Consider the following 20,425-nt stretch of genomic DNA (forward strand, 5'->3'; position numbering starts at 1 on the left):
GGTTTAAGGCTGATTTGACTTACACCTTATTATATAAAGAAGAGCGTCTGTTGGTGCGAATTCTTTGGGCGTTTATTCTCTGTTTTGATGCAAAATTAGGCAAAAATGGGCAGAATGTCAAAAAATATCTTAAAAAATTTGTTTGGTTCAAAAATAGTGCTTAACTTTGCAATCGCTTTTGGGAAGGCCCATTCGTCTATCGGCTAGGACGCAAGATTTTCATTCTTGAAAGAGGAGTTCGATTCTCCTATGGGCTACAAAGAAGACTTAATCAAGAACAAAAAGATTTAAATTAACCGATGGCAAATCATAAATCATCACTTAAGAGAATTCGTCAGACCGAATCCCGCAGACTTCGTAACCGTTACTATGCAAAGACTGCCCGCAACGCCGTTCGCAATCTTCGCAAACTGACTGACAAAGCTGAGGCTGAAGCAGCTTTCTGCAAGGTAGGCGCCATGCTTGACCGTCTCGCTTCCAAGAAGTCGATCTCTAAGAACAAAGCTGCCAACCTCAAGAGCAAGCTTGCTCACCACATTGCAAAGCTTGCCGCTTAATCCGGAAGGCTTCTTGAAGATTTTTCCGACAAGCTATCTTGGTTAAGGAAGGGCCCATTCGTCTATCGGCTAGGACGCAAGATTTTCATTCTTGAAAGAGGAGTTCGATTCTCCTATGGGCTACTGAATATCACCGATCAGATTTCTGACCGGTGATATTTTTTTGCTTCCTTGCAAAAGATTGCACATATTGGGTGCAGACGTGCACTTTTCTTTCGATTTTTCATCGTAAAGCGGGCTGAAATGAAAATACTTTGCTAAAATTTTGTGTTTTACAACATATTATCGTATTTTTGCGGATAATTTTAACAAATTCATAGGTTCGCAAAGATATGAGTTTCCCTTTGAAAAGCGCAGCAAGCACTGAAGGACGCCGAATGGCAGGCGCCCGTGCACTTTGGCGTGCGAATGGCATGAAAGACGAACAGTTCGGAAAACCGATCATCGCAATCGTCAATTCCTTCACGCAGTTTGTCCCCGGCCACACCCATCTTCATGAGGTCGGCCAGATTGTAAAGCAGGAAATCGAGAAGCAAGGATGCTTCGCTGCCGAATTCAACACAATAGCTATTGATGACGGAATCGCCATGGGTCACGACGGTATGCTCTACTCGCTCCCGTCGCGCGACATGATTGCCGATTCCATCGAATATATGGTCAATGCCCATAAGGCCGACGCAATGGTCTGCATTTCCAATTGCGACAAGGTCACACCGGGTATGCTCATGGCCGCAATGCGTCTCAACATCCCCGCGATTTTCGTTTCGGGTGGCCCGATGGAGGCCGGTGATGTCAACGGTCGTGCCGTTGACCTTATCGACATCATGATTGATGCCGCTGATGAGAGCGTGAGTGATGCAGCAGTGACCGAACTCGAACAGAAGGGTTGTCCGACCTGCGGTTCATGCTCCGGAATGTTTACAGCCAATTCGATGAACTCCCTCAACGAGGCCATCGGTCTTGCGCTTCCCGGCAACGGCACTGTTGTGGCTACCCACATCAACCGTCTGCAGCTTTTCAAGAAGGCCGCCGACATGATTGTCCGCAACACTTACGCCTATTACCAAGACGGCGACGAGAGCGTGCTTCCCCGCAATATCGCCACACGTCAGGCCATGCTCAACGCCATGACCCTCGACATCGCGATGGGTGGTTCGACCAACACTGTCCTCCATCTTCTTGCCGTAGCCCACGAGGCAGGTGCCGATTTTACGATGGACGACATCGACGCGCTTTCGCGACACACCCCCGTGCTCTGCAAGGTCGCTCCCAACTCCCACTACCATATTCAGGATGTGAACCGCGCAGGCGGTATCCTCTCCATCATGAAGATTCTTGCCGATGCAGGTCTTGTCGACGCAAATGTCAAGCGCGTCGACGGCATGACACTCGCGCAGGCAATGGATCATTATGCAATCGGAGGCAAGGATTTCAATGACGCTGCCGACGAGCTCTGGAAGAGCGCGCCCGGCATGAAGCGTACCACCGAACTCGGCAAGCAGATGAGCTACTACAGCGAGCTTGACACCGACCGTGCCAAAGGTTGCATCCGCGACATGGACCACGCCTACGTCAAGGATGGTGGTCTCGCAGTCCTCAAGGGCAACATCGCCCAGGACGGCTGTGTGGTCAAGACCGCAGGTGTCGACGAGAGCATTTTCCGCTTCAGCGGACCCGCCAAGGTGTTCACCTCACAGGAAGCCGCCGTCGACGGCATTCTCCGCGACAAGGTCAAGAGCGGCGACGTGGTTGTCATCACCTACGAAGGCCCCAAGGGAGGCCCCGGTATGCAGGAAATGCTTTATCCCACCTCCTATATCAAGAGCAAGCATCTCGGCAAAGAGTGTGCTCTCATCACCGACGGCCGCTTCTCCGGCGGAACCTCCGGTCTCTCCATCGGTCACATATCTCCCGAAGCTGCCAACGGTGGCAATATCGGACTTGTCAAGGATGGCGACATAATTGAAATCGACATCCCGGCGCGCAGCATCAATGTACGCCTCACGGACGATGAGCTTGCCACCCGTCGCAAGGAAGAGGAAGCTCTCGGAAACAAGGCCTTCACTCCGCGCGACCGTGACCGCAAGGTCTCACAGGCCCTCCGCGCCTACGCCTCGATGGTGACTTCGGCCGACAAGGGCGGTGTCCGTCATCTTGACGATTGAGAGCCGGAAAAACGAGACTATTAAACAGATATTATACACACGAAATATCACAACCACGACTCTTTATGAGTGAACGAATCACAGGTTCAGAGGCTATCTGCCGCGCGCTTGTCGCTGAGGGTGTCGACACAATATTCGGCTATCCCGGCGGTCAGATCATGCCCTTTTACGACAAACTTTTTGACTTTTCCGATCGCCTCAACCATATCCTGACACGTCATGAGCAGGGAGCTGTCCATGCCGCTCAAGGCTACGCCCGTGCATCCGGCAAAGTCGGTGTGGTGACCGTAACCTCCGGCCCTGCAGCCACCAATATCATCACCGGTGTGGCTGATGCGAATGTCGATTGCACACCTCTCGTTGTCATAACGGGTCAGGTGGCTGTCAATTCGCTTGGCACCGATGCTTTCCAGGAGACAGACGTGATGGGCATCACTCAGCCTATCACCAAGTGGGCCTATCAGGTGCGCAGACCTGAAGAAATTCCATGGGCGGTGGCACGTGCATTCTATATTGCCTCCACAGGCCGTCCAGGTCCTGTCGTGCTCGACATCACACGCGATGCGCAGGTGGGCACAATGGATTGGGATTACAAGAAAATCAACTATATCCGCAGCTATAACCCGGATCCCGAGCTTCTTCCCGGAGATATCCTTGCAGCGGCCTCGCTTCTCAACCGTGCGGAATCGCCGATGATTATCGCAGGCCACGGAGTGATGCTCTCGGATGCGGAGGAGGATCTGATAGCGCTTGCCGAGAAAGCCGACATACCGGTTGCCTCGACACTGCTCGGACTCTCGTCGATTCCCTCTGACCATCCCCTCAACAAAGGCATGGTCGGTATGCACGGCAATATCGGTCCGAACATCAACACCAACCGTGCGGACGTGATTCTCGCTGTCGGTCTCCGGTTCGATGACCGCGTGACCGGTGTGGTGAAAAAATATGCTCCTCAGGCGAAGATTATCCATATTGACATCGACAGCGCTGAGTTCAACAAAAACGTCAAGGCCCACACCACCATCCATGCTGATGCCAAAAAAGCTCTCAAAGCCTTGCTCCCGCTCGTCAACAAGAGCAAACACACCGAATGGCTTGCCACATTTGACAAACCTGAGGAGGTGGAGCGCACAGAGGTGATGAAGCGCGAGCTTGAACCGGACGACATCGCTCCCGACGGAGCAATGCGTATGGGTGAAGTCGTGCGCAAGATTTCTGAAGCCTCAGGCAACAAGGGCATACTCGTCACCGATGTTGGCCAGAACCAGATGATGGCTGCCCGCTATTTCAAATACACCCTTCCGAAGAGTGTCCTGACCTCGGGCGGTCTCGGAACCATGGGCTTCTGCCTTCCGGCGGCTGTCGGAGCTAAAATCGCCTGTCCCGGACGCGAGGTGTTCGCTTTCATGGGCGACGGCGGTTTCCAGATGACCATGCAGGAACTCGGAACCATGCTTGCCTACAATATCGGTGTCAAGGTCATCATCCTCAACAACGACTTTCTCGGAAATGTGCGCCAGTGGCAGGCGATGTTCTACAACAACCGCTTCTCGGCTACCCCGATGATTAACCCGGATTTCGTCACAATCGCCAATGCCTACGGTTTTCCGGCAGAGCGTGTGGCTACCCGTGCGGAACTTCCGGCAGCAATCGAGCGCATGATGGCCCATGAGGGTACTTATCTGCTCGACGTGAATATCGATCCTGAGGACATGGTCTTCCCGATGGTGGTTCCCGGCGCAGCGGTCGACGACATTCTTATCAACACGACAACCAAGTACGAGGGCTAAGTTCAAAGATATTATGGAAAAGAAACTTTACACGATTTCGGTCTTTACCGAAAACCAGGTCGGTCTTCTCAACCGAATCTCCATCATATTCACCCGACGCGGCCTCAACCTTGAAAGTGTTTCGTCAAGCGCAAGCTCCGTCCACGGTATCCACAAGATGAATTTCACCTGCACTTCTGACCGCGAGACAATCGAGAAGGTCATCAAGCAGATTGAAAGATGCATCGACGTGCTCCGTGCCTATTTCTACACTGACGATGAAATCGTCTATCAGGAGGTGGCGCTCTACAAGGTACCGACCCAGAAGTTGCTCGACGAAAAGGATTTCGAGAGAATCATCCGCGTCCACAACGCGCGAATCCTCGAACTGACCCGCGAATATACGATTCTTGAAAAAACAGGTCACGAAAGCGAGACCCAGGCGCTCTATGAGCTTCTCGCGAAATACGGCATCCTGCAGTTCATCCGTTCGGGACGCATCTGCATCACCAAATCGCCCACCGAGCATTTCACCCACTATCTGACCGAGCAGGAACTGCGCCGTCAGCAAATAGAAAAGAACTGAAACATGGTGCAGAAGCTTTACACTACAGAATTTTACCTCACAGCCTCCGAGGTCAATGCCCAGCGCGAGATGCCACTCTCACGTCTGGTCACCACCCTCATTGACACAGCCACGGACCATGCCAATCTTATCGGTATCGGTTTTGACAGGATGATACGCGAGGGAATTTCCTGGGTGCTGAGCCGTCTGACCATCGACATGCCGGAAATGCCGACCGTCAACCGTGCCTATCGTTTGTCGACGTGGGTTGAAAGTGTCAGCAGGCTTTTCTCGGAGCGTGTCTTTGAGATGACCGATGCGGAGGACGGACGCATTATCATGCGTGCCCATTCCACATGGATGGCAGTCAATATGACTACCCGCCGTCCGGGCGACCTTACTCCGGTGTTCGATGGACTCGATGTGGTCAATGACCGGAAGTTTGAAGGTGACAAGGGTGGAAAACTCTTGCCGGTGCAGAATCCCGACAAGGAGCGGTTCTACCGTTTCGCCGTTTCGGATATTGATGTGAACCGTCATGTCACCACACGTCGCTACATTGATTTGATTGTCGATATGTGGTCGTTGGAACACTATGAGGCGATGCGCCCCAGCCGTTTTGAACTTGCGTTCAAGCATGAGGCACACTACGACGAGGAGGCCCGCGTAATCTCGGCACCCCACGAGGGTAGTCCGGAGGTGAGCGATGTTGAAATAGAGGTCAACAATACCCCTTGCTGCCTTTCGCGTCTGCGCTTCACTTCAAGATTTTAAGAAAAAACAATATAACAAAAATATTTAATACAAGACATTACTTATGGCAAAGTTAAATTTCGGCGGCGTTGAAGAAACCGTCATCACACGCGAAGAATTCCCCTTGGAAAAAGCACGCGAAGTGCTTAAAGACGAAACCATCGCTGTCATCGGCTACGGTGTGCAGGGTCCCGGCCAGGGTCTCGACCTCCGTGACAACGGTTTCAATGTCATCGTCGGCCAGCGCGAAGGCAAGACTTACGACAAGGCTGTCGCTGACGGTTGGGTGCCCGGAGAAACTCTTTTCTCAATCGAGGAAGCCTGCAAGCGCGGAACAATCATCATGTGTCTTCTCAGCGATGCAGCTGTAATCTCGCAGTGGCCTACCATCAAGAAGCACCTCACACCCGGCAAGGCTCTCTATTTCAGCCACGGTTTCGCAATCAACTGGAGCGACCGCACAGGTGTGGTTCCCCCCGAAGATGTCGACGTAATCATGGTTGCCCCCAAGGGTTCCGGTACAATGCTCCGCATTCTCTTCAAGGAGGGTAAGGGTACAAATTCAAGCTTTGCCGTATATCAGGATGCCACAGGCCGTGCTCTCGACCGCACTCTTGCTCTCGGTATCGGTATCGGTTCAGGCTACCTCTTCGAGACTACTTTCCAGCGTGAGGCTGTCAGCGACCTTACCGGCGAGCGTGGTTCACTCATGGGTGCTATCCAGGGTCTTCTCCTCGCACAGTATGAGGTGCTCCGTGAGAATGGTCACACTCCTTCCGAGGCATTCAACGAGACTGTTGAGGAGCTTACCCAGTCGCTCATGCCCCTCTTCGCAGCAAAGGGTATGGACTGGATGTATGCAAACTGCTCTACCACCGCTCAGCGTGGTGCTCTTGACTGGATGGGTCCGTTCCATGATGCTGTCAAGCCCGTTGTCTATCAGCTCTACGAGAGCGTGAAGACCGGTCGCGAGGCTCAGCGTTCAATCGATTCCAATACTCAGCCCGACTACCGCGAGAAGCTTGAGGAAGAACTCAAGGCTCTCCGCGAAAGCGAAATGTGGCGCGCAGGTGCAACTGTCCGCACCCTCCGTCCTGAAAACGCATAAATCCCGGGCTTGACGTTACTGTTGAAACCCTGATTATAGTCAGGGGTTGATACAGAAGCACAGAAGTGCATAAGAAACAGAAGAATATAAGTACCTACAAGATTTGCAATTATCTTTGGATTACTTATATTCTTCTGTTTCTTATGCACTTCTGTGCTTCTGTATCTCTGTTGCAAATATAACCACAGATAAATAGGAGATGGCTTTAGTGGCTTTTAAGGATATGCATAAAGCCTACCGGACCTTATTTCAGTCCTTTCTTCAGCCATGCGCCGGAGATGAGGCGCCAGAGGAAGATTGCTCCGCGGAAGCAGAGTTCGACGCACATTGCCAACCAGACTCCGGCAAGTCCCATGCTCGGTGCGAGGAGGGCTGCGATGGGGAGACGGACAAGCCAGATGCTACAGAAGTTCATTGACGCGGGGATGATGGTGTCACCGACACCGATCATGACACCGTAGCTGACAATGGCTGCTGCAAACATCGGCTCGGCAAAGGCTTCGATGCGGAGGGCTTCAACGCCAAGTGTCTGAATTCCGGTGACGGGTGTCATAAGCTCCATCACCCACGGTGCGCAGACATACATCACTACTCCCATTATTGTCATGGTGACCATTCCGAGCCCTACAGTGATGTAGCCGAAACGTTTGGCAAGGTCGAGTCGCTTGGCTCCATAACTCTGCCCGACGAGTGTGGTCGCTGCATCTCCGATACCGTAGCCGGGCATGTAGCAGATGCTTTCTGCGGTCACTGCAAAGGCATTTGCAGCGATTGCCATGACTCCCAAGGGGGCGACGATGACGGTGACGGCAATCTGAGCACCACAGATGACGGCATGTTCGAGGGTCATCGGTGCTGAAACACGCAAGGCTTTCGACAGGACCGAACGTGTGGGGCGGAAGGATCCGGGATGGCCTGCGAGACGGATTGATTTTTCTTTCATGCACAGATACCACATCATGCTTCCCGCTGTGACGATTTCTGCGGAGACCGTGCCCAAAGCAGCCCCGAGAACGCCAAGCCCTGCTCCGGGGACGCTGACGATATGGCCGAGCAGATTGATTTCGCGGGAGGGGAAAATCAGGAAGAAGTTGAAAATCACGTCGAGGATACACATCATGACGTTCAGTCCACCCGGTACTTTCATGTTGCCGACACAACGCAGCATTGCTCCTCCCAGATAGTTCATGGTGAGGAGCGGGAGGGCGAGTACGAACACAAGGAAGTAGAGGGAGGCTTTGGAGCAGACGGCATCAGTGCCACCGAGCCAATGGGGTAGGGGATAGGCTATGGCGGTTCCAATAATCACAACGGCAAGGCTGAAGAGGAGGCAGGCGACGATGGACTGGCGCAAGACTTTCCGTGCGCCTTCGTGGTCGGATGCTCCGATACGGTGGGCGACCTGTACGGAGAAGCCGACTGTCACGGCTGAACAGATACCCCAGAAGAGCCACAGGCTCGTAGAGACAAGGCCGACTGCGGCGGAGTCGTCAGCGCCGAGCCGTCCGACCATGGCGGCATCAATGTACTGCATCATGATGCTGGACAATTGTGCCATCATGGCGGGCCATGAGAGTTGGGCGGTGAGTTTCAGTTGCTGAAGGAAGTTCAATGGTGCACCGGAGCGTATGAGTGAAATGTCAGACACGTTTTGGACTATTGTTTTCAGGATGGTAAATCGGTGTCCTGACGGACACCTTTCTATATAATCGCACATATACCCTGCACATCTACGCTACGCTTCGATGTACAGGGTTACGAAGAAATCGGTGTCCTGCGGACACCCGACGGACGCTTTGGGTTGCACATCTGTGCTGGGCTTCGATGTACAGGGTTACGGAGAAATCGGTATCCTGCGGACACCCGACGGACGCTTTTGGTTGCACATCTGTGCTGGGCTTCGATGTACAGGGTTACGAAGAAGTCGGTGTCCTGCGGACACCCGGTGGCCGCATTAGGCAGCACATCTGCACGGCGCTATGATGTGCAGGGTTACGAAAGAGTTGGTGTCCTGCAGACACCCGATGGCCGCTTTGGGTGGGACATCTGCGTTGCGCTATGATGTACAGGGTTACGGAGAAATCGGTGTCCTGCGGATATCCCGGTGGACACTACGATTGCTGTGTCGTAATTGGCTTTGCCGTAATGTGGCTTGGCTTGTCGTAATGGGTTTTGCCGTAATGGGGCTTAGGAGTGTTGGGTGAGGAGGGTGCAGATGCGTTCGAGGCCTTCTTCGAGGGTGTTGCGCGGGCAGGCTATGTTGAAGCGGACGTAGCCGTCGGCTCCATACATCACTCCTGAGTTGATCCAGACTCTCGCTTCGTCGAGAAGGTGTTTGACAAGTGCGTCGGAGCCAATACCAAGTGCGGAGATGTCGACCCAGGGGAGGTATGTGGCTTCAAGGGTCGCAATGGGACACTGCGGCAAGTGGTTGAGCATATACTCGCGGAAGAAGAGGTAGTTCTCATGGAGATATGTGCGCAGTGCTTCGAGCCATTCACTTCCCTCGGAAGAATATGCAGCACGGAGAGCTACAACGCCGAATGGATTGACATCGCAGACCTCATTGATGTTGACCGCACGGTCGATACGTGCACGCTTTGACTCGTCGGGAGCGATGATGTTGGCAATCTGGAGTCCGGCGATGTTGAATGCCTTTGACGGGGATACGCATACTGTGGCCTTCGGGTCGACTGTGCCGTAGGGTGTGTAGCGGTAGCCGGGCATTGTCAGTTCATTGTGGATTTCGTCGCTGATGACGGTGACGTTGTGGCGATGGCAGATGTCGCGGACTTTCTCCAGTTCTTCGCGTGTCCAGACACGTCCGGCGGGGTTGTGGGGATTGCAGAGGAGCATGAGGACGTTGGAAGGATCGGAGGCAAGCTGTTCGAGCCCTTCGAAATCCATGTCGTAGGTGAATTCGCTTGAAGAGATGTCGCGACGGAGGAGAGGATTCTCAACGACTTTGCAGCCATTGTTGCGAATGGAGGAGAAGAAGCAATTGTAGACAGGAGTCTGGACAATCACTCCGGAGCCAGCGGAAGCCAGAGCCTTGATGATTGCGGAGAGGGCGGGCACTATGCCGGGGATATATATGACATCGCTGCGGTCAAAGGTATAGAGGTGACGGGAACTGAACCAGTCGATAAGCGCGTCATAGTAGTTCTCATCAACGTATGTGTAGCCGAAAACACCGTGGTCAACCCTGCGGCGCAGAGCATCGAGGATGCATGGAGCTGCCTGAAAGTCCATGTCTGCGACCCACAGGGGAATCACATCGTGACGTGAATCCCACTTGCAGGATCCGGTGCCGCGCCGAAGTACGATTTTGTCGAAATTGAAGTCTTGAGCCATAGTTTATTGTATTAAAAAAATTTCAGATTCCTATCCATTGTATATCCTGAAAAAAGGAGATGCAAAAGTACAAGTAAAACAAAAGTAGTAATAAAAATTTAAATGCTTTTGTATCTTCGGAAGTTTTGTGGTCTTGTATCAAATACAATGATGGCTTGCTTCATTAAGAGGGTGCAGCCAAAGACCCTCTTAAACTTCTAAATTTCGGTCGTGATTTTGCAGTCGGCGGGGGAAAGCACGTTGGCATCAATGATTGTATCGCCGATGGAACGGGCTTTCAGAGAGCCGGTGCGAGGATTCTTTATGCTTGTAATGGCGGAGTTGACGGTTGCGGTGAGCGATGAGTCCTCGAAAGCGAGGTCGGCATCATCAGCCATTGTGCAATCCTCCATGATGAGGTTCTCACAGTAACAGAGGGGCTGGGTTCCGGAGATGCGGCAGCGCACGAGGCGGAGATTCTTTGAATACCAAGCAAGATATTCGCCTGTCAGCTCAGAGTCATAGACTGTGACATTCTCGGTGTTCCAGAATGCGTCCTTTGAGTCAATCACGGCATTGCGGATGACGACGTTGCGGCAATACTGGAATGAGTAGTTGCCCTGCTGACGGTAGCCTGCAATGTCAATGTCGGAGGAGTGCATGAACAGATAGTCGGCATTGGCAACCTCTACGTTGCGGAGTTTCACGCCACGGCAGTGCCAAAGAGTCTCCTGAGCATCGGGGATGCGCACATTAGTAAGCGAGAGATTGTCCATCTCGCGAAACATTTTCGGAGCCTCCACAATGGTGTCGGTCATTGTGAGGTTGCGTGAATACCAAAGGGCTGCTCTTGCACCCGGAGTGAAGAGACAGTCGCGCACAACGAAGCCGTCGACATGCCAGAAGGGGTATTTACCTTCAAAACGACACTTTTCAGCCACGATGTCGGTGCAGCATTTCAAAGCCGATTCACCTGCATGGACAGTCACATTGACGAGTTTCAACCCGTGGGAGGCAAACAGGGGACGTTCGCCTCCAAATTCCTTATCTCTAATCTCTTCCATATCTTTAATACTTTCCATTTTAAATTCTTTCCATTTTAACTTAAACCCTGATTTGATTCTTTCACACTGCAAAAATACTCAATTTAAAGGAGAAAGAGGTGCGATAATGCAAAACGCGAAAGAAATGGTAGGAGAAACCGAAAAAAGAGAAAGTGAAGAGGGAAGGGGAAAAGATGGTGGATGAGGTGTGGAGGGGGGAGGGGCAGACTATTTGAACTCTGTAGTCCAGCCTCCGCCAAGAACTTTGTAGAGGTTGATGAGTGCAAGATATTCGTCACGAAGGGCATTGCTGACACCAATCTGAGCATCGAAGTAGCGGCGCTGTGCGTCGAGCACATCAATGTAGTTGAGGGTGCCGGCACGATACTGAAGGTGAGCCAACTGGACGTATTTGACGGTGGCATCGCGAAGCTCGACCTTGAGTTTGCCGTTCTCTTTCACGCGACGGTAGGTCTCCAATGCGCTGTTGACTTCAGTGAAGGCTGTGATTACCGCTTTTTCATAATCATAACGGGCTTGATCATAGACGGCTATCGCAGCTTGATATTTCCGCTTCTTGCGACCGAAATCGAAAACCGAACCGGTGATTGTACCGATTGAATATGTGAAGGGCGATTTGAAGAAATCGGCAAGCGCATCGTTCTCGAATCCGGGAGTGAAGGCAAGGCGGAGGTTAGGGAAACGGTTGGCGTAATTCACGCCCACATCAGCCATAGCTGCCGCCAGACGGCGCTCAGCAGCGCGGAGGTCGGGACGACGTTCAAGCAAGGTGGAGGGGATCCCGGCGGGAAGTTTTTCGGGAAGAGTGATGTTGAGTGCGAGCTGTCCGCGTTCGAGGATTTCACGCGGATATTCACCCATGAGAAGAGTGATGGCGTTGCGAGCCACGGTGACCTGACGTTCGAGGTTCGGGACGAGCGCGGCTGCAGATGCATATTCCACTTTAGCCTGCTGATAGACAGTCTCTGATGTCAGACCGCCTTCGAAACGGATGCGGGCCTGTTCGAGCGATTCCTCGCGGGTGGCAAGTGTCTGACGGACAATGGCAAGCTCATTGTCAAGAGCGATAAGACGGAAGTAGGCGTAGGCAACTTCCGCGATGAGGGTCATGCGCATGGCGTGGAGGTCTTCGACAGATGCCTGAAAGCGGGCGGCTCCGCGTTTTTTTGCCCATGAAAGCGAACCCCAGAGGTTCATTTCCCAACTGACGGTGAATTTCAGGTCATATTCAGGATCCTTGGTGGTCCCGGAGCCGCTGTAGTTGTTCGTTTCGTAGTTAGCTCCGGCAAGGCCATTGATTTCTGGATAGAAATTGGCCTTGTCGATACCGTAGAGATGACGGGCCTCCTCCACTTTTGCAGCCGACTTGAGAAGGTCGCGGTTGTTGTCGAGGGTCAGACGGATGAGGTGGCAGAGTGTGGAATCAGCATAGAATTCCCACCAAGCCATGTCGGCTACGCAAGCGGAGTCGGATTCAAGGCCGGGCATATAGGTTTCCGGCATAGTGATGTCGGCCTGCGTGAGATTCTTGACTCCCGAGCAGGAGGTGAGGGCAATGAGAGCTATAAATATATGTAGAAAGAGTCTTGGTTTCATTTTTCAGCAATGGCTTTGGTGGCTTTTTTGCCACGGTGGGTCAATTTGTTGATGGCTACGAAGAAGAATGGCACGAAAACAATGCCTACGGTAATGGCAACGAGCATACCGAAGAATACACCTGTGCCGATGTCGCGTCGGGCGGCGGAACCGGGGCCTGAGGCGAAGAGGAGAGGAAGGAGTCCGAGCATGAAGGCAAGCGATGTCATGACAATCGGGCGGAAACGCAGACGGGCTGCAGTGAGCGCGGCATGGACGGCATCGACACCCTTATCGACTTCCTCTTTGGCGAACTCGACAATGAGGATGGCGTTTTTGGCCACAAGGCCCACGAGCATCACAAGGCCAATCTGGAAATAGATGTTGTTTTCCAGTCCGCATAGCCATATTCCGAGATATGCACCCACTCCTGCAATGGGGAGCGAAAGGATGACGGCAAGCGGTACGCTCCAACTCTCATATTGGGCTGCGAGGAAGAGGAAGACAAAGAGAAGGGCGAGTCCGAGCACAAGACCGGTGTTGCCGCTTTCGTGTTTCTGCTGATAGGAGAGACCGCTCCATTCCACTCCGATGTTCTCAGGAAGTTTTTCGCGGACGATTTTTTCGAGAGCGTCCATGGCTTCGCCGGTGCTGTAGCCGTGGGCGGCCTCACCGGAAATCGTAGCGGAATTGAACATGTTGAAGCGTCCGATGGTGCCGGGACCGGTGGTGAAGCGGGATGTGCCGAGGGATGAGATGGGGACCATGACATTGCCTGTTCCGCGCACGAAGAAGAGGTTGAGATTGTCGCGGCGCGAACGGTAGGGAGCCTCCGCCTGGATATAGACACGGTAGATGCGGTTGAACATGTTGAAGTCGTTGACATATATCGAACCGGTGAAGGCTTTCATTGTCGAGAAAATGTCGCTGACAGGTATGCCCTGCATTTTTGCACGGTCGCGGTCCACATCGAAGTAGAGCTGTGGAATGTCAGCCTGCATGGAAGTGGAGAGGTCGGCGATGGCTGCAGTCATTGATGCATAGTGGCGGAGAGTGTCGACGGCGTTCTGGAGGTCGGAATAAGTGGCATCGCCACGGGCTTCCAACACCATCTCGAAACCGCCTGAGCTTCCGAGACCCGGGATGATGGCCGGAGTGAAGACGAATGCGCGGCTTTCGGGATATTTTGAAAGTTCGTTGTGGATGCGTGTGCGGATTTCGGATATATCTTCGGTGGTGCGTTCATCCCAGGGCTTGAGTATGACTGTCATCTGCGAGTGGGCAGGATTTGTGCCTACACGGGGTGAGGAGCCGGTGACGTTGAGGACATATTTCACATCGGGGTCTTTCAAGAGATAGTCCATGGCGCGCTCGGTGACCTCACGGCTGCGTTCGATGGTGGAACCTTCGGGTAGTTCGAGTTCGACGGTGAAATATCCCTGGTCCTCCTGCGACATGAAGCTCTGCGGCATGAGGGAGTTCATGAGGTAGATGAACACAAGGGCGAGGCCGAAGGCCGTGTACATGCGTTTCGGGTGATTCAGCACACGGGCGATTGTGCGGCTATAAGACTTGTTGCCACGGTTGAGCCAGATGTTGATGAGGCGGAAGATTTTTGCCTTCTTGTTTTTCGACGCGGGTTTGAGCAGTTTCGCACACATCACCGGCGAGAGGGTCAGGGCAACAATGGTTGAGATGATGACCGATACGGCGATGGTGATGGTGAACTGGCGGTAGAGCTGACCGGTGATTCCCGGCAGGAAGCTTACGGGAATGAACACGGCGCAGAGCACGAGCGACATTGCGATGAGCGCGCCGCTGAGGTTGCTCATTGCCTTGGCCGTGGCCTCGTAGGGACTGAGATGTTCGGTGTTCATGATGCGGTCTACGTTTTCAACGACCACGATGGCATCGTCCACGACTATACCGATGGCAAGAATCAGACCGAGGAGGGTGAGCATGTTGAGCGAGAAACCGAACATCAGCATCACGCCGAAGGTGCCGACGAGCGAAATCGGGACGGCGATGACGGGGATGAGGGTGGTGCGCCAGTTCTGGAGCGAGAGGAAGACCACGAGAATCACAAGCAGCAGCGCCTCGAAAAATGTCCGGTAGACGTGGTGGATGGATTCGGAAATATATGTGGTCATGTCGAAGGGAATCTCATAGCTTATACCTTCTGGGAAGTTCTTGGCTATGTTTTCCATCTCCGCTTTGACGGCCTTGGCCACTTCCATGGCGTTTGCGCCGGGAAGCATGTTGATGTTGAGGACGGCAGCGTTTCCACCGTTGATACCGCTCTCGGTCGAATAGCTCGATGCTTCGAGCGAGACGCGGGCAACGTCGCGCAGACGGATGAGGGAGCCGTCGGGGCGCGCACGGAGAACAATGTCCTCGAATTCAGCTACAGACGACAGACGGCCACGCGCGATAATGGGCATGGTGATGTCGATGTCGGTAGCTGGGGCCTGTCCAAGCGCACCTGCGGCCGACTCGCGGTTTTGGTCCTTCAATGCGCTCTGGATGTCCTGGACGGTGAGGCCAAGGTCGGCGAGCTTGTCGGGGGCAACCCAGATCTGCATCGCATAGTAGCGGCTGCCGACGTTGCTGACGCTTCCGACACCCGGAATACGGCGGATGGGGTCGAGGACGTTGAGAGTCGTATAGTTGCTGAGGTAGACCTCGTCGAATTTGGGGTCGTCGGAAAGGATGGTGATGGTCATGAGGCGGCTGGCGGTCTCCTTGGAGACTGAGATACCGTTCTGCACGACTTCGGCCGGGAGGCGCGACTCGGCCATTTTCACTCGGTTCTGGATGTCGACGGCTGCGAGTTCGGGGTCAGTGTCAATGTCAAAAGTCACTCGCGCAGTGAAACCGCCTGAGTTTGAGCTTGACGATGACATGTAAATCATACCGGGAGTGCCGTTCAGTTCCTGTTCGATGGGAGTGGCGACAGCCTGGGTTACGGTCTGGGCGTCAGCACCGGGGTAAGAGGCGCTGATTTTTACAACCGGAGGGACAATCTGAGGATACTGGTCGACAGGCAGAAGAGCCAGACCGATTCCTCCGATGATGAATATCACGATGGATATTACTATCGAAAAGACCGGATGGTCAAGGAAAAAATTCTTCTTCATCTCAATCCTCCTTCTCTTCGGATATTACAACTTCCTTTTCAGCCTCGACAGTCTCCTTGTCCTTCTTGACAGGAGCGGCAACGGGGTTGACCTTCATGCCGTGGGAGAGTTTATGGTAACCCTCGACTACGATTTTCTCATCCTTGGCCAGTCCGCGCTCGACAATGGTTGTGTTGCCGACCTCAGGACCAAGCTCGATGAAACGACGCTCGACGATGCTGTCGGGGCGCACGACAAAGACGTAGGCACCACCTTTTTCAATGACAAGCGCTTTGGTCGGGACCTCGATGGCATCTTCGCGCACGTCGAGGAGCACTTTGACCTTGGTGAATTCACCGGGGAGAAGACTGTGGTCGGGATTGGGCATCTCGGCGCGGACAGAGAATGTGCCGGTCTTGGGGTCGACCTGCGGGTCGGCGAAGTCTACGATACCCTTGTGGGGATAGACAGAGCCGTCGGCAAGGGTGATTGTGACAAATGAGTTCCATTTGCGGGAGGGGTCGGAGCTGCCGAGGTTGACGTTGCGGTCCTTGCTGCGGAGATAGTCCAGAGCGGTCATTGAGAAATCGACCCTTACTGAGTCGCTTTTTACAACTGTTGCAAGAAGGGACTTGCCTCCCGACGGGCCTACGAGCGTGCCGATGTCGGCCACGCGTTCGGAAATGTAGCCGGAAATCGGGGAGCTTACTCGTGTGTAGCCGAGGGTGAGTTCGGCTTGTGTGAGGTCAGCCTCGCTGACGATGACTTCTGCGTTTGCTGTCTCGTAGGCAGCGGTAGCGTTGTCGAGGTCGAGCTGTGAGGCTGCGTTCTGTGCGTAGAGGGGCTTGATGCGCTTCAGGTCGCGTTCGGCTTTCTGAGCTTGTGCGCGGGCTTTGTTGAGCTGTGCACGGGCCTTGTTGACATGAGCCTTGTAAAGACGCGGGTCAATGATGAAAAGCGTCTGGCCTTTCTGTATGTAGGAACCCTCCTTGAAAAGCATACTTTCAAGGTAGCCTTCGACACGGGCGTGGATTTCGACGAACTGCTGGGCACGGATTCGGCCTACATATTCACCATATATATTTATATTACCGGTCTCGACAGTTTCGACTTCGACTGTCGGGAGGGGAGGGGTCTGCTGCTTTGGACGGAGGAAAAAGTAGACTGCTGCAACGATGATGAGTATTGCAAGCACTATGACGAGCCAGGCTTTTTTCTTGTGGGGAGTGTGACCTTTCACTGCCTGAAAACCTGTTGATACTTTTGAACCTAATGATTCACCGATGTGATTAAAATTCATGATTAATGTGACGGATTAAAATTGCACTGGGGTGAGAACCTTTTAACAATAGTTAAACACATAAGTTTTGAGGAAAGTTGAGAGGGGTTAAGAAAAAGTTTGCTTGCGGGTGTTTGGATTGGTTGTGAAGTCGAGAATTGCTTACGCATTTTTTTGATTATAATTGCCTGCGCATGATTGACTATATGCGCGTGAATGATTATAAATGTGTTTTATCACATTACAAATTTATAAGTTTCCGTTGACTTGTCAAAGCATGTGTCAATGAACAGCGCGGATGTGACAATGAAGCACATTCCGATTTTGAAAAATAGGCTCAGGAGGGGGCTGAGGTCCGAAAAATCGGACGAAAATGGCAATTACGGAAAAATTTCTGTAATTATTCGCTTTTTATTCCGCAAGTTGTTTGGACGGATTGAAAAAATCGCTATATTTGCCGATGATAACACAGCGGTGGAGTCAGAGGAATTTTTTTCGCTCGTTCCATCGCTTTGTCACATTTCAACATTAATAACATCTTATCACGACAACTTTTTCCAAAATTATATTATATATGAAGAAGCATAATTTTTCTGCCGGCCCTTCTATTCTTAGTGAATACACAATTAAGAATACTGCCGATGCGATTATCAATTTTGCCAACACCGGACTTTCTCTTCTCGAAGTGTCACACCGTGGCAAAGAGTTTGTAGCCGTAATGGATGAGGCGCAGGCACTCGTCAAGGAGCTTCTTGATGTGCCCGAGGGTTACCATGTGCTCTATCTCGGCGGCGGTGCCAGCCTTCAGTTCTGCATGGCTCCCTTCAACCTTCTCCGCACCAAGGCCGGCTATCTCGACACCGGTACATGGGCTGCCAATGCAATCAAGGAAGCCAAGATTTTCGGTGAGGTGGAAGTGCTTGCTTCTTCAAAGGAAGCCAACTATACCTACTATCCCAAGGGCTACACCGTTCCTGACGACCTCGACTATTTTCATATCACAACCAATAATACAATCTACGGTACCGAACTCCGCAAGGATCCCGATGTGAATGTACCTCTGGTTGCCGACATGTCGTCCGACATTTTCTCTCGTCCAGTCGACGTTTCAAAATATGATCTTATCTATGCAGGCGCCCAGAAGAACCTCGGTCCTGCCGGTGCGACCCTCGTGATTGTCAAGGAAAGCGCGCTCGGCCATGTCGACCGTGTGATTCCCACTATGCTTGACTACCGCACACATATCAAGAAGGGTTCGATGTTCAACACTCCTCCCGTACTTCCCGTATTCTCCGCACTCCAGACTCTCCGCTACTATAAGGAGATGGGTGGCGTGAAGGAAATGGAGAAGCGCGACCTTGCCAAAGCCGAGCTCCTCTACAATGCTATTGATGCGTCGAAGATGTTCGTAGGCACTGTCACCGATCCCGAGTCACGCTCAATCATGAACGTCACTTTTGTAATGACTCCCGAATACAAGGAGCTTGAAAAGGACTTCGTTGATTTCTGCGCAGCCCGCGGTATTGTAGGCATCAAGGGTCACCGTTCAGTCGGCGGCTTCCGTGCTTCGCTCTACAATGCTCTTCCCATCGAAAGCGTTCAGGCTCTCGTCGATGCAATGAACGAATTCGAGAAAACTCACTGATTCCACACATCACCCATACATAAATATATATAAGAGACCATGAAAGTCCTTATTGCAACTGAAAAACCTTTTGCAGCCGTCGCAGTCGATGGAATGCGTAAGGTCATCGAGGATGCCGGTGCCGAACTTGCCATCCTTGAGAAGTACACCGACCGTCAGCAATTGCTCGACGCCGTGGCTACAGCCGATGCTCTCATCATCCGAAGCGACAAGGTTGATGCCGAAGTGCTCGCTGCCGCTCCCAATCTCAAGGTTGTGGTTCGTGCAGGTGCGGGATACGATAATGTAGACCTTGCTGCTGCTACAGAGCGTGGTGTGTGTGTGCAGAACACTCCCGGTCAGAACTCCAACGCTGTTGCTGAGCTTGTGTTCGGTCTTGCCGTCATGATGTGTCGCAATATGTACAACGGAACTTCCGGTACTGAGCTTAAGGATAAGACTCTCGGCATCCAGGCCTTCGGGCAGGTTGGCCGCAACGTGGCCCGTATCGGTCGCGGTTTCGAGATGAATATCTCTGCGCTCGACCCCTATTGTCCTGATGAGGTGATGGAGGATGCCGGTGTTACGCCCGTACACTCAGTCGAAGAGCTTTACCGTACCAATAAGGTTGTGTCAATTCATATCCCTGCCACTGCAGAGACAAAGAAGTCCATCGGTTTCGACCTTATCGCTTCCATGCCGAAGGGTGGTCTTCTCATCAACACCGCCCGTAAGGAGGTGATAGATGAAGATGGCTTGATCCGTGCTCTTGAAGAGCGTCCCGACCTCAAGTATGCAGCCGACGTGGCTCCTGAACGTGCAGCCGAAATCAAGGAGAAGTTTGGCGATCGCGTCTTCTTCACTCCGAAAAAGATGGGTGCGCAGACCTCCGAGGCTAATATCAATGCCGGCATCGCTGCCGCTCGTCAGGTTATTTCTTTCCTGACAACTGGCGAGGAGCGTTTCCGCGTTAACAAATAAGCATAGAGAAAAAGTTAAAATCTTTGATACTGCGAATGCGCATACAGAGCTTCGGCTTTGTGTGCGCATTTTTTTTGAGATAGTGCGTGGTCGAGGATAGTAGAAGCTGAAGGCGAAGTGCCTAATAAGTGTTTTAGATTAAATTTTATATCATTTTGGGCATTGTTTAGTAGGAAACTGTTAAAATTCTGTTAAAATATTCATGAATATTTGGAGGGAATGTAGAAAGTGCCTACCTTTGCACTCGCTTTTGAGAAGCAAGCCCCACAGCGGTGAGGTGGTAAAGATTGAAACGCTGAAATGCTTGATTCGGTTTGCCGATGAAAAGTTAAAGAAAAGTTAAAATCTTGTTAAAGATTTGCAGGTTTCGAAAATAACGCTTACCTTTGCAAAACTTTCCGCTGAACGCCTTAGAGAGGTGCTTCCGAAAGAGAAAGAGAACATTGAAAGAATTACAATAGACATTGAAAGTAGTACAAGAGTCATAAAATGATAGACTCTGTCAATTCTACAGACAATCGCAATAAGTTAGACAA

14 protein-coding genes and 2 tRNA genes are annotated in these 20,425 nt (G+C 52.3%); 10 read left to right on the plus strand and 6 right to left on the minus strand.

The genetic code is table 11. The annotated features are described in order from the left end of the window. The first annotated feature begins 185 nt into the window (after positions 1–185). The 8 genes from QZ310_RS01920 (at position 186) to ilvC (ending at position 6,917) form a co-directional block, all read left to right on the plus strand. Positions 186–257, plus strand: a tRNA-Glu gene (locus QZ310_RS01920). Between the two features lie 42 nt (positions 258–299). Next, the gene (gene rpsT / locus QZ310_RS01925) at positions 300–557 is read left to right on the plus strand and encodes a 30S ribosomal protein S20 (RefSeq protein WP_297069798.1); all 258 of its coding nucleotides are present in this window, start codon (positions 300–302) and stop codon (positions 555–557) included. A gap of 51 nt (positions 558–608) precedes the next feature. Beyond that, positions 609–680: transfer RNA gene (locus tag QZ310_RS01930), tRNA-Glu, on the plus strand. Between the two features lie 209 nt (positions 681–889). Continuing rightward, positions 890–2,722 carry a dihydroxy-acid dehydratase gene (ilvD, locus tag QZ310_RS01935; protein ID WP_297069800.1) on the plus strand — a complete coding sequence of 611 codons (1,833 nt, stop codon included), beginning with the start codon at positions 890–892 and terminating at the stop codon, positions 2,720–2,722. Between the two features lie 65 nt (positions 2,723–2,787). Beyond that, complete coding sequence (ilvB, locus tag QZ310_RS01940) at positions 2,788–4,512, plus strand: biosynthetic-type acetolactate synthase large subunit (protein WP_297069802.1); 1,725 nt, start codon at positions 2,788–2,790, stop codon at positions 4,510–4,512. Positions 4,513–4,525: 13 nt separating this feature from the next. Further along, entirely contained in the window at positions 4,526–5,077 is a 552-nt protein-coding gene (ilvN, locus tag QZ310_RS01945) for an acetolactate synthase small subunit (RefSeq protein WP_297069804.1), read from the plus strand. A 3-nt stretch (positions 5,078–5,080) separates the two neighbouring features. Further along, positions 5,081–5,830 (plus strand): acyl-ACP thioesterase domain-containing protein, encoded by a 750-nt coding sequence (locus tag QZ310_RS01950; RefSeq protein WP_297069806.1) that lies wholly within the window; start codon positions 5,081–5,083, stop codon positions 5,828–5,830. Between the two features lie 43 nt (positions 5,831–5,873). Then, positions 5,874–6,917, plus strand: a complete 1,044-nt coding sequence (ilvC, locus tag QZ310_RS01955) for a ketol-acid reductoisomerase (RefSeq protein WP_297069808.1) — start codon at positions 5,874–5,876, stop codon at positions 6,915–6,917. 244 nt (positions 6,918–7,161) lie between these two features. Here the strand turns inward: ilvC and QZ310_RS01960 are convergent, their stop codons facing one another. From QZ310_RS01960 to QZ310_RS01985, 6 genes are all read right to left on the minus strand, one after another. Beyond that, on the minus strand, positions 7,162–8,565 hold the full coding sequence (locus tag QZ310_RS01960; protein ID WP_297069810.1) for an MATE family efflux transporter: 1,404 nt from the start codon (positions 8,563–8,565) through the stop codon (positions 7,162–7,164). Positions 8,566–9,104: 539 nt separating this feature from the next. After that, on the minus strand, positions 9,105–10,271 hold the full coding sequence (locus QZ310_RS01965) for a MalY/PatB family protein (RefSeq protein ID WP_297069813.1): 1,167 nt from the start codon (positions 10,269–10,271) through the stop codon (positions 9,105–9,107). Positions 10,272–10,468: 197 nt separating this feature from the next. Continuing rightward, positions 10,469–11,314 (minus strand): DUF3737 family protein, encoded by an 846-nt coding sequence (locus QZ310_RS01970; protein WP_297069815.1) that lies wholly within the window; start codon positions 11,312–11,314, stop codon positions 10,469–10,471. 207 nt (positions 11,315–11,521) lie between these two features. Next, the gene (locus tag QZ310_RS01975; RefSeq protein WP_297069817.1) at positions 11,522–12,910 is read right to left on the minus strand and encodes an efflux transporter outer membrane subunit; all 1,389 of its coding nucleotides are present in this window, start codon (positions 12,908–12,910) and stop codon (positions 11,522–11,524) included. Next, positions 12,907–16,026, minus strand: coding sequence for an efflux RND transporter permease subunit (locus tag QZ310_RS01980; RefSeq protein WP_297069819.1), 3,120 nt, complete (start codon positions 16,024–16,026; stop codon positions 12,907–12,909). The genes QZ310_RS01975 and QZ310_RS01980 overlap by 4 nt, the downstream gene beginning before the upstream one ends. A 1-nt stretch (position 16,027) precedes the next feature. Then, positions 16,028–17,305, minus strand: coding sequence for an efflux RND transporter periplasmic adaptor subunit (locus tag QZ310_RS01985; protein ID WP_297069821.1), 1,278 nt, complete (start codon positions 17,303–17,305; stop codon positions 16,028–16,030). Positions 17,306–17,858: 553 nt separating this feature from the next. Here QZ310_RS01985 and serC point away from each other — a divergent pair. Together serC and QZ310_RS01995 are read left to right on the plus strand one after the other, a co-directional pair. Next, entirely contained in the window at positions 17,859–18,929 is a 1,071-nt protein-coding gene (gene serC / locus QZ310_RS01990; protein ID WP_297069823.1) for a 3-phosphoserine/phosphohydroxythreonine transaminase, read from the plus strand. A gap of 39 nt (positions 18,930–18,968) precedes the next feature. Further along, positions 18,969–19,889 (plus strand): NAD(P)-dependent oxidoreductase, encoded by a 921-nt coding sequence (locus QZ310_RS01995; protein ID WP_297069825.1) that lies wholly within the window; start codon positions 18,969–18,971, stop codon positions 19,887–19,889. The last annotated feature ends 536 nt before the right edge of the window (positions 19,890–20,425 follow it).

The sequence above is a fragment of the uncultured Duncaniella sp. genome, assembly GCF_910577345.1.
Taxonomy (GTDB): Bacteria; Bacteroidota; Bacteroidia; order Bacteroidales; family Muribaculaceae; genus Duncaniella.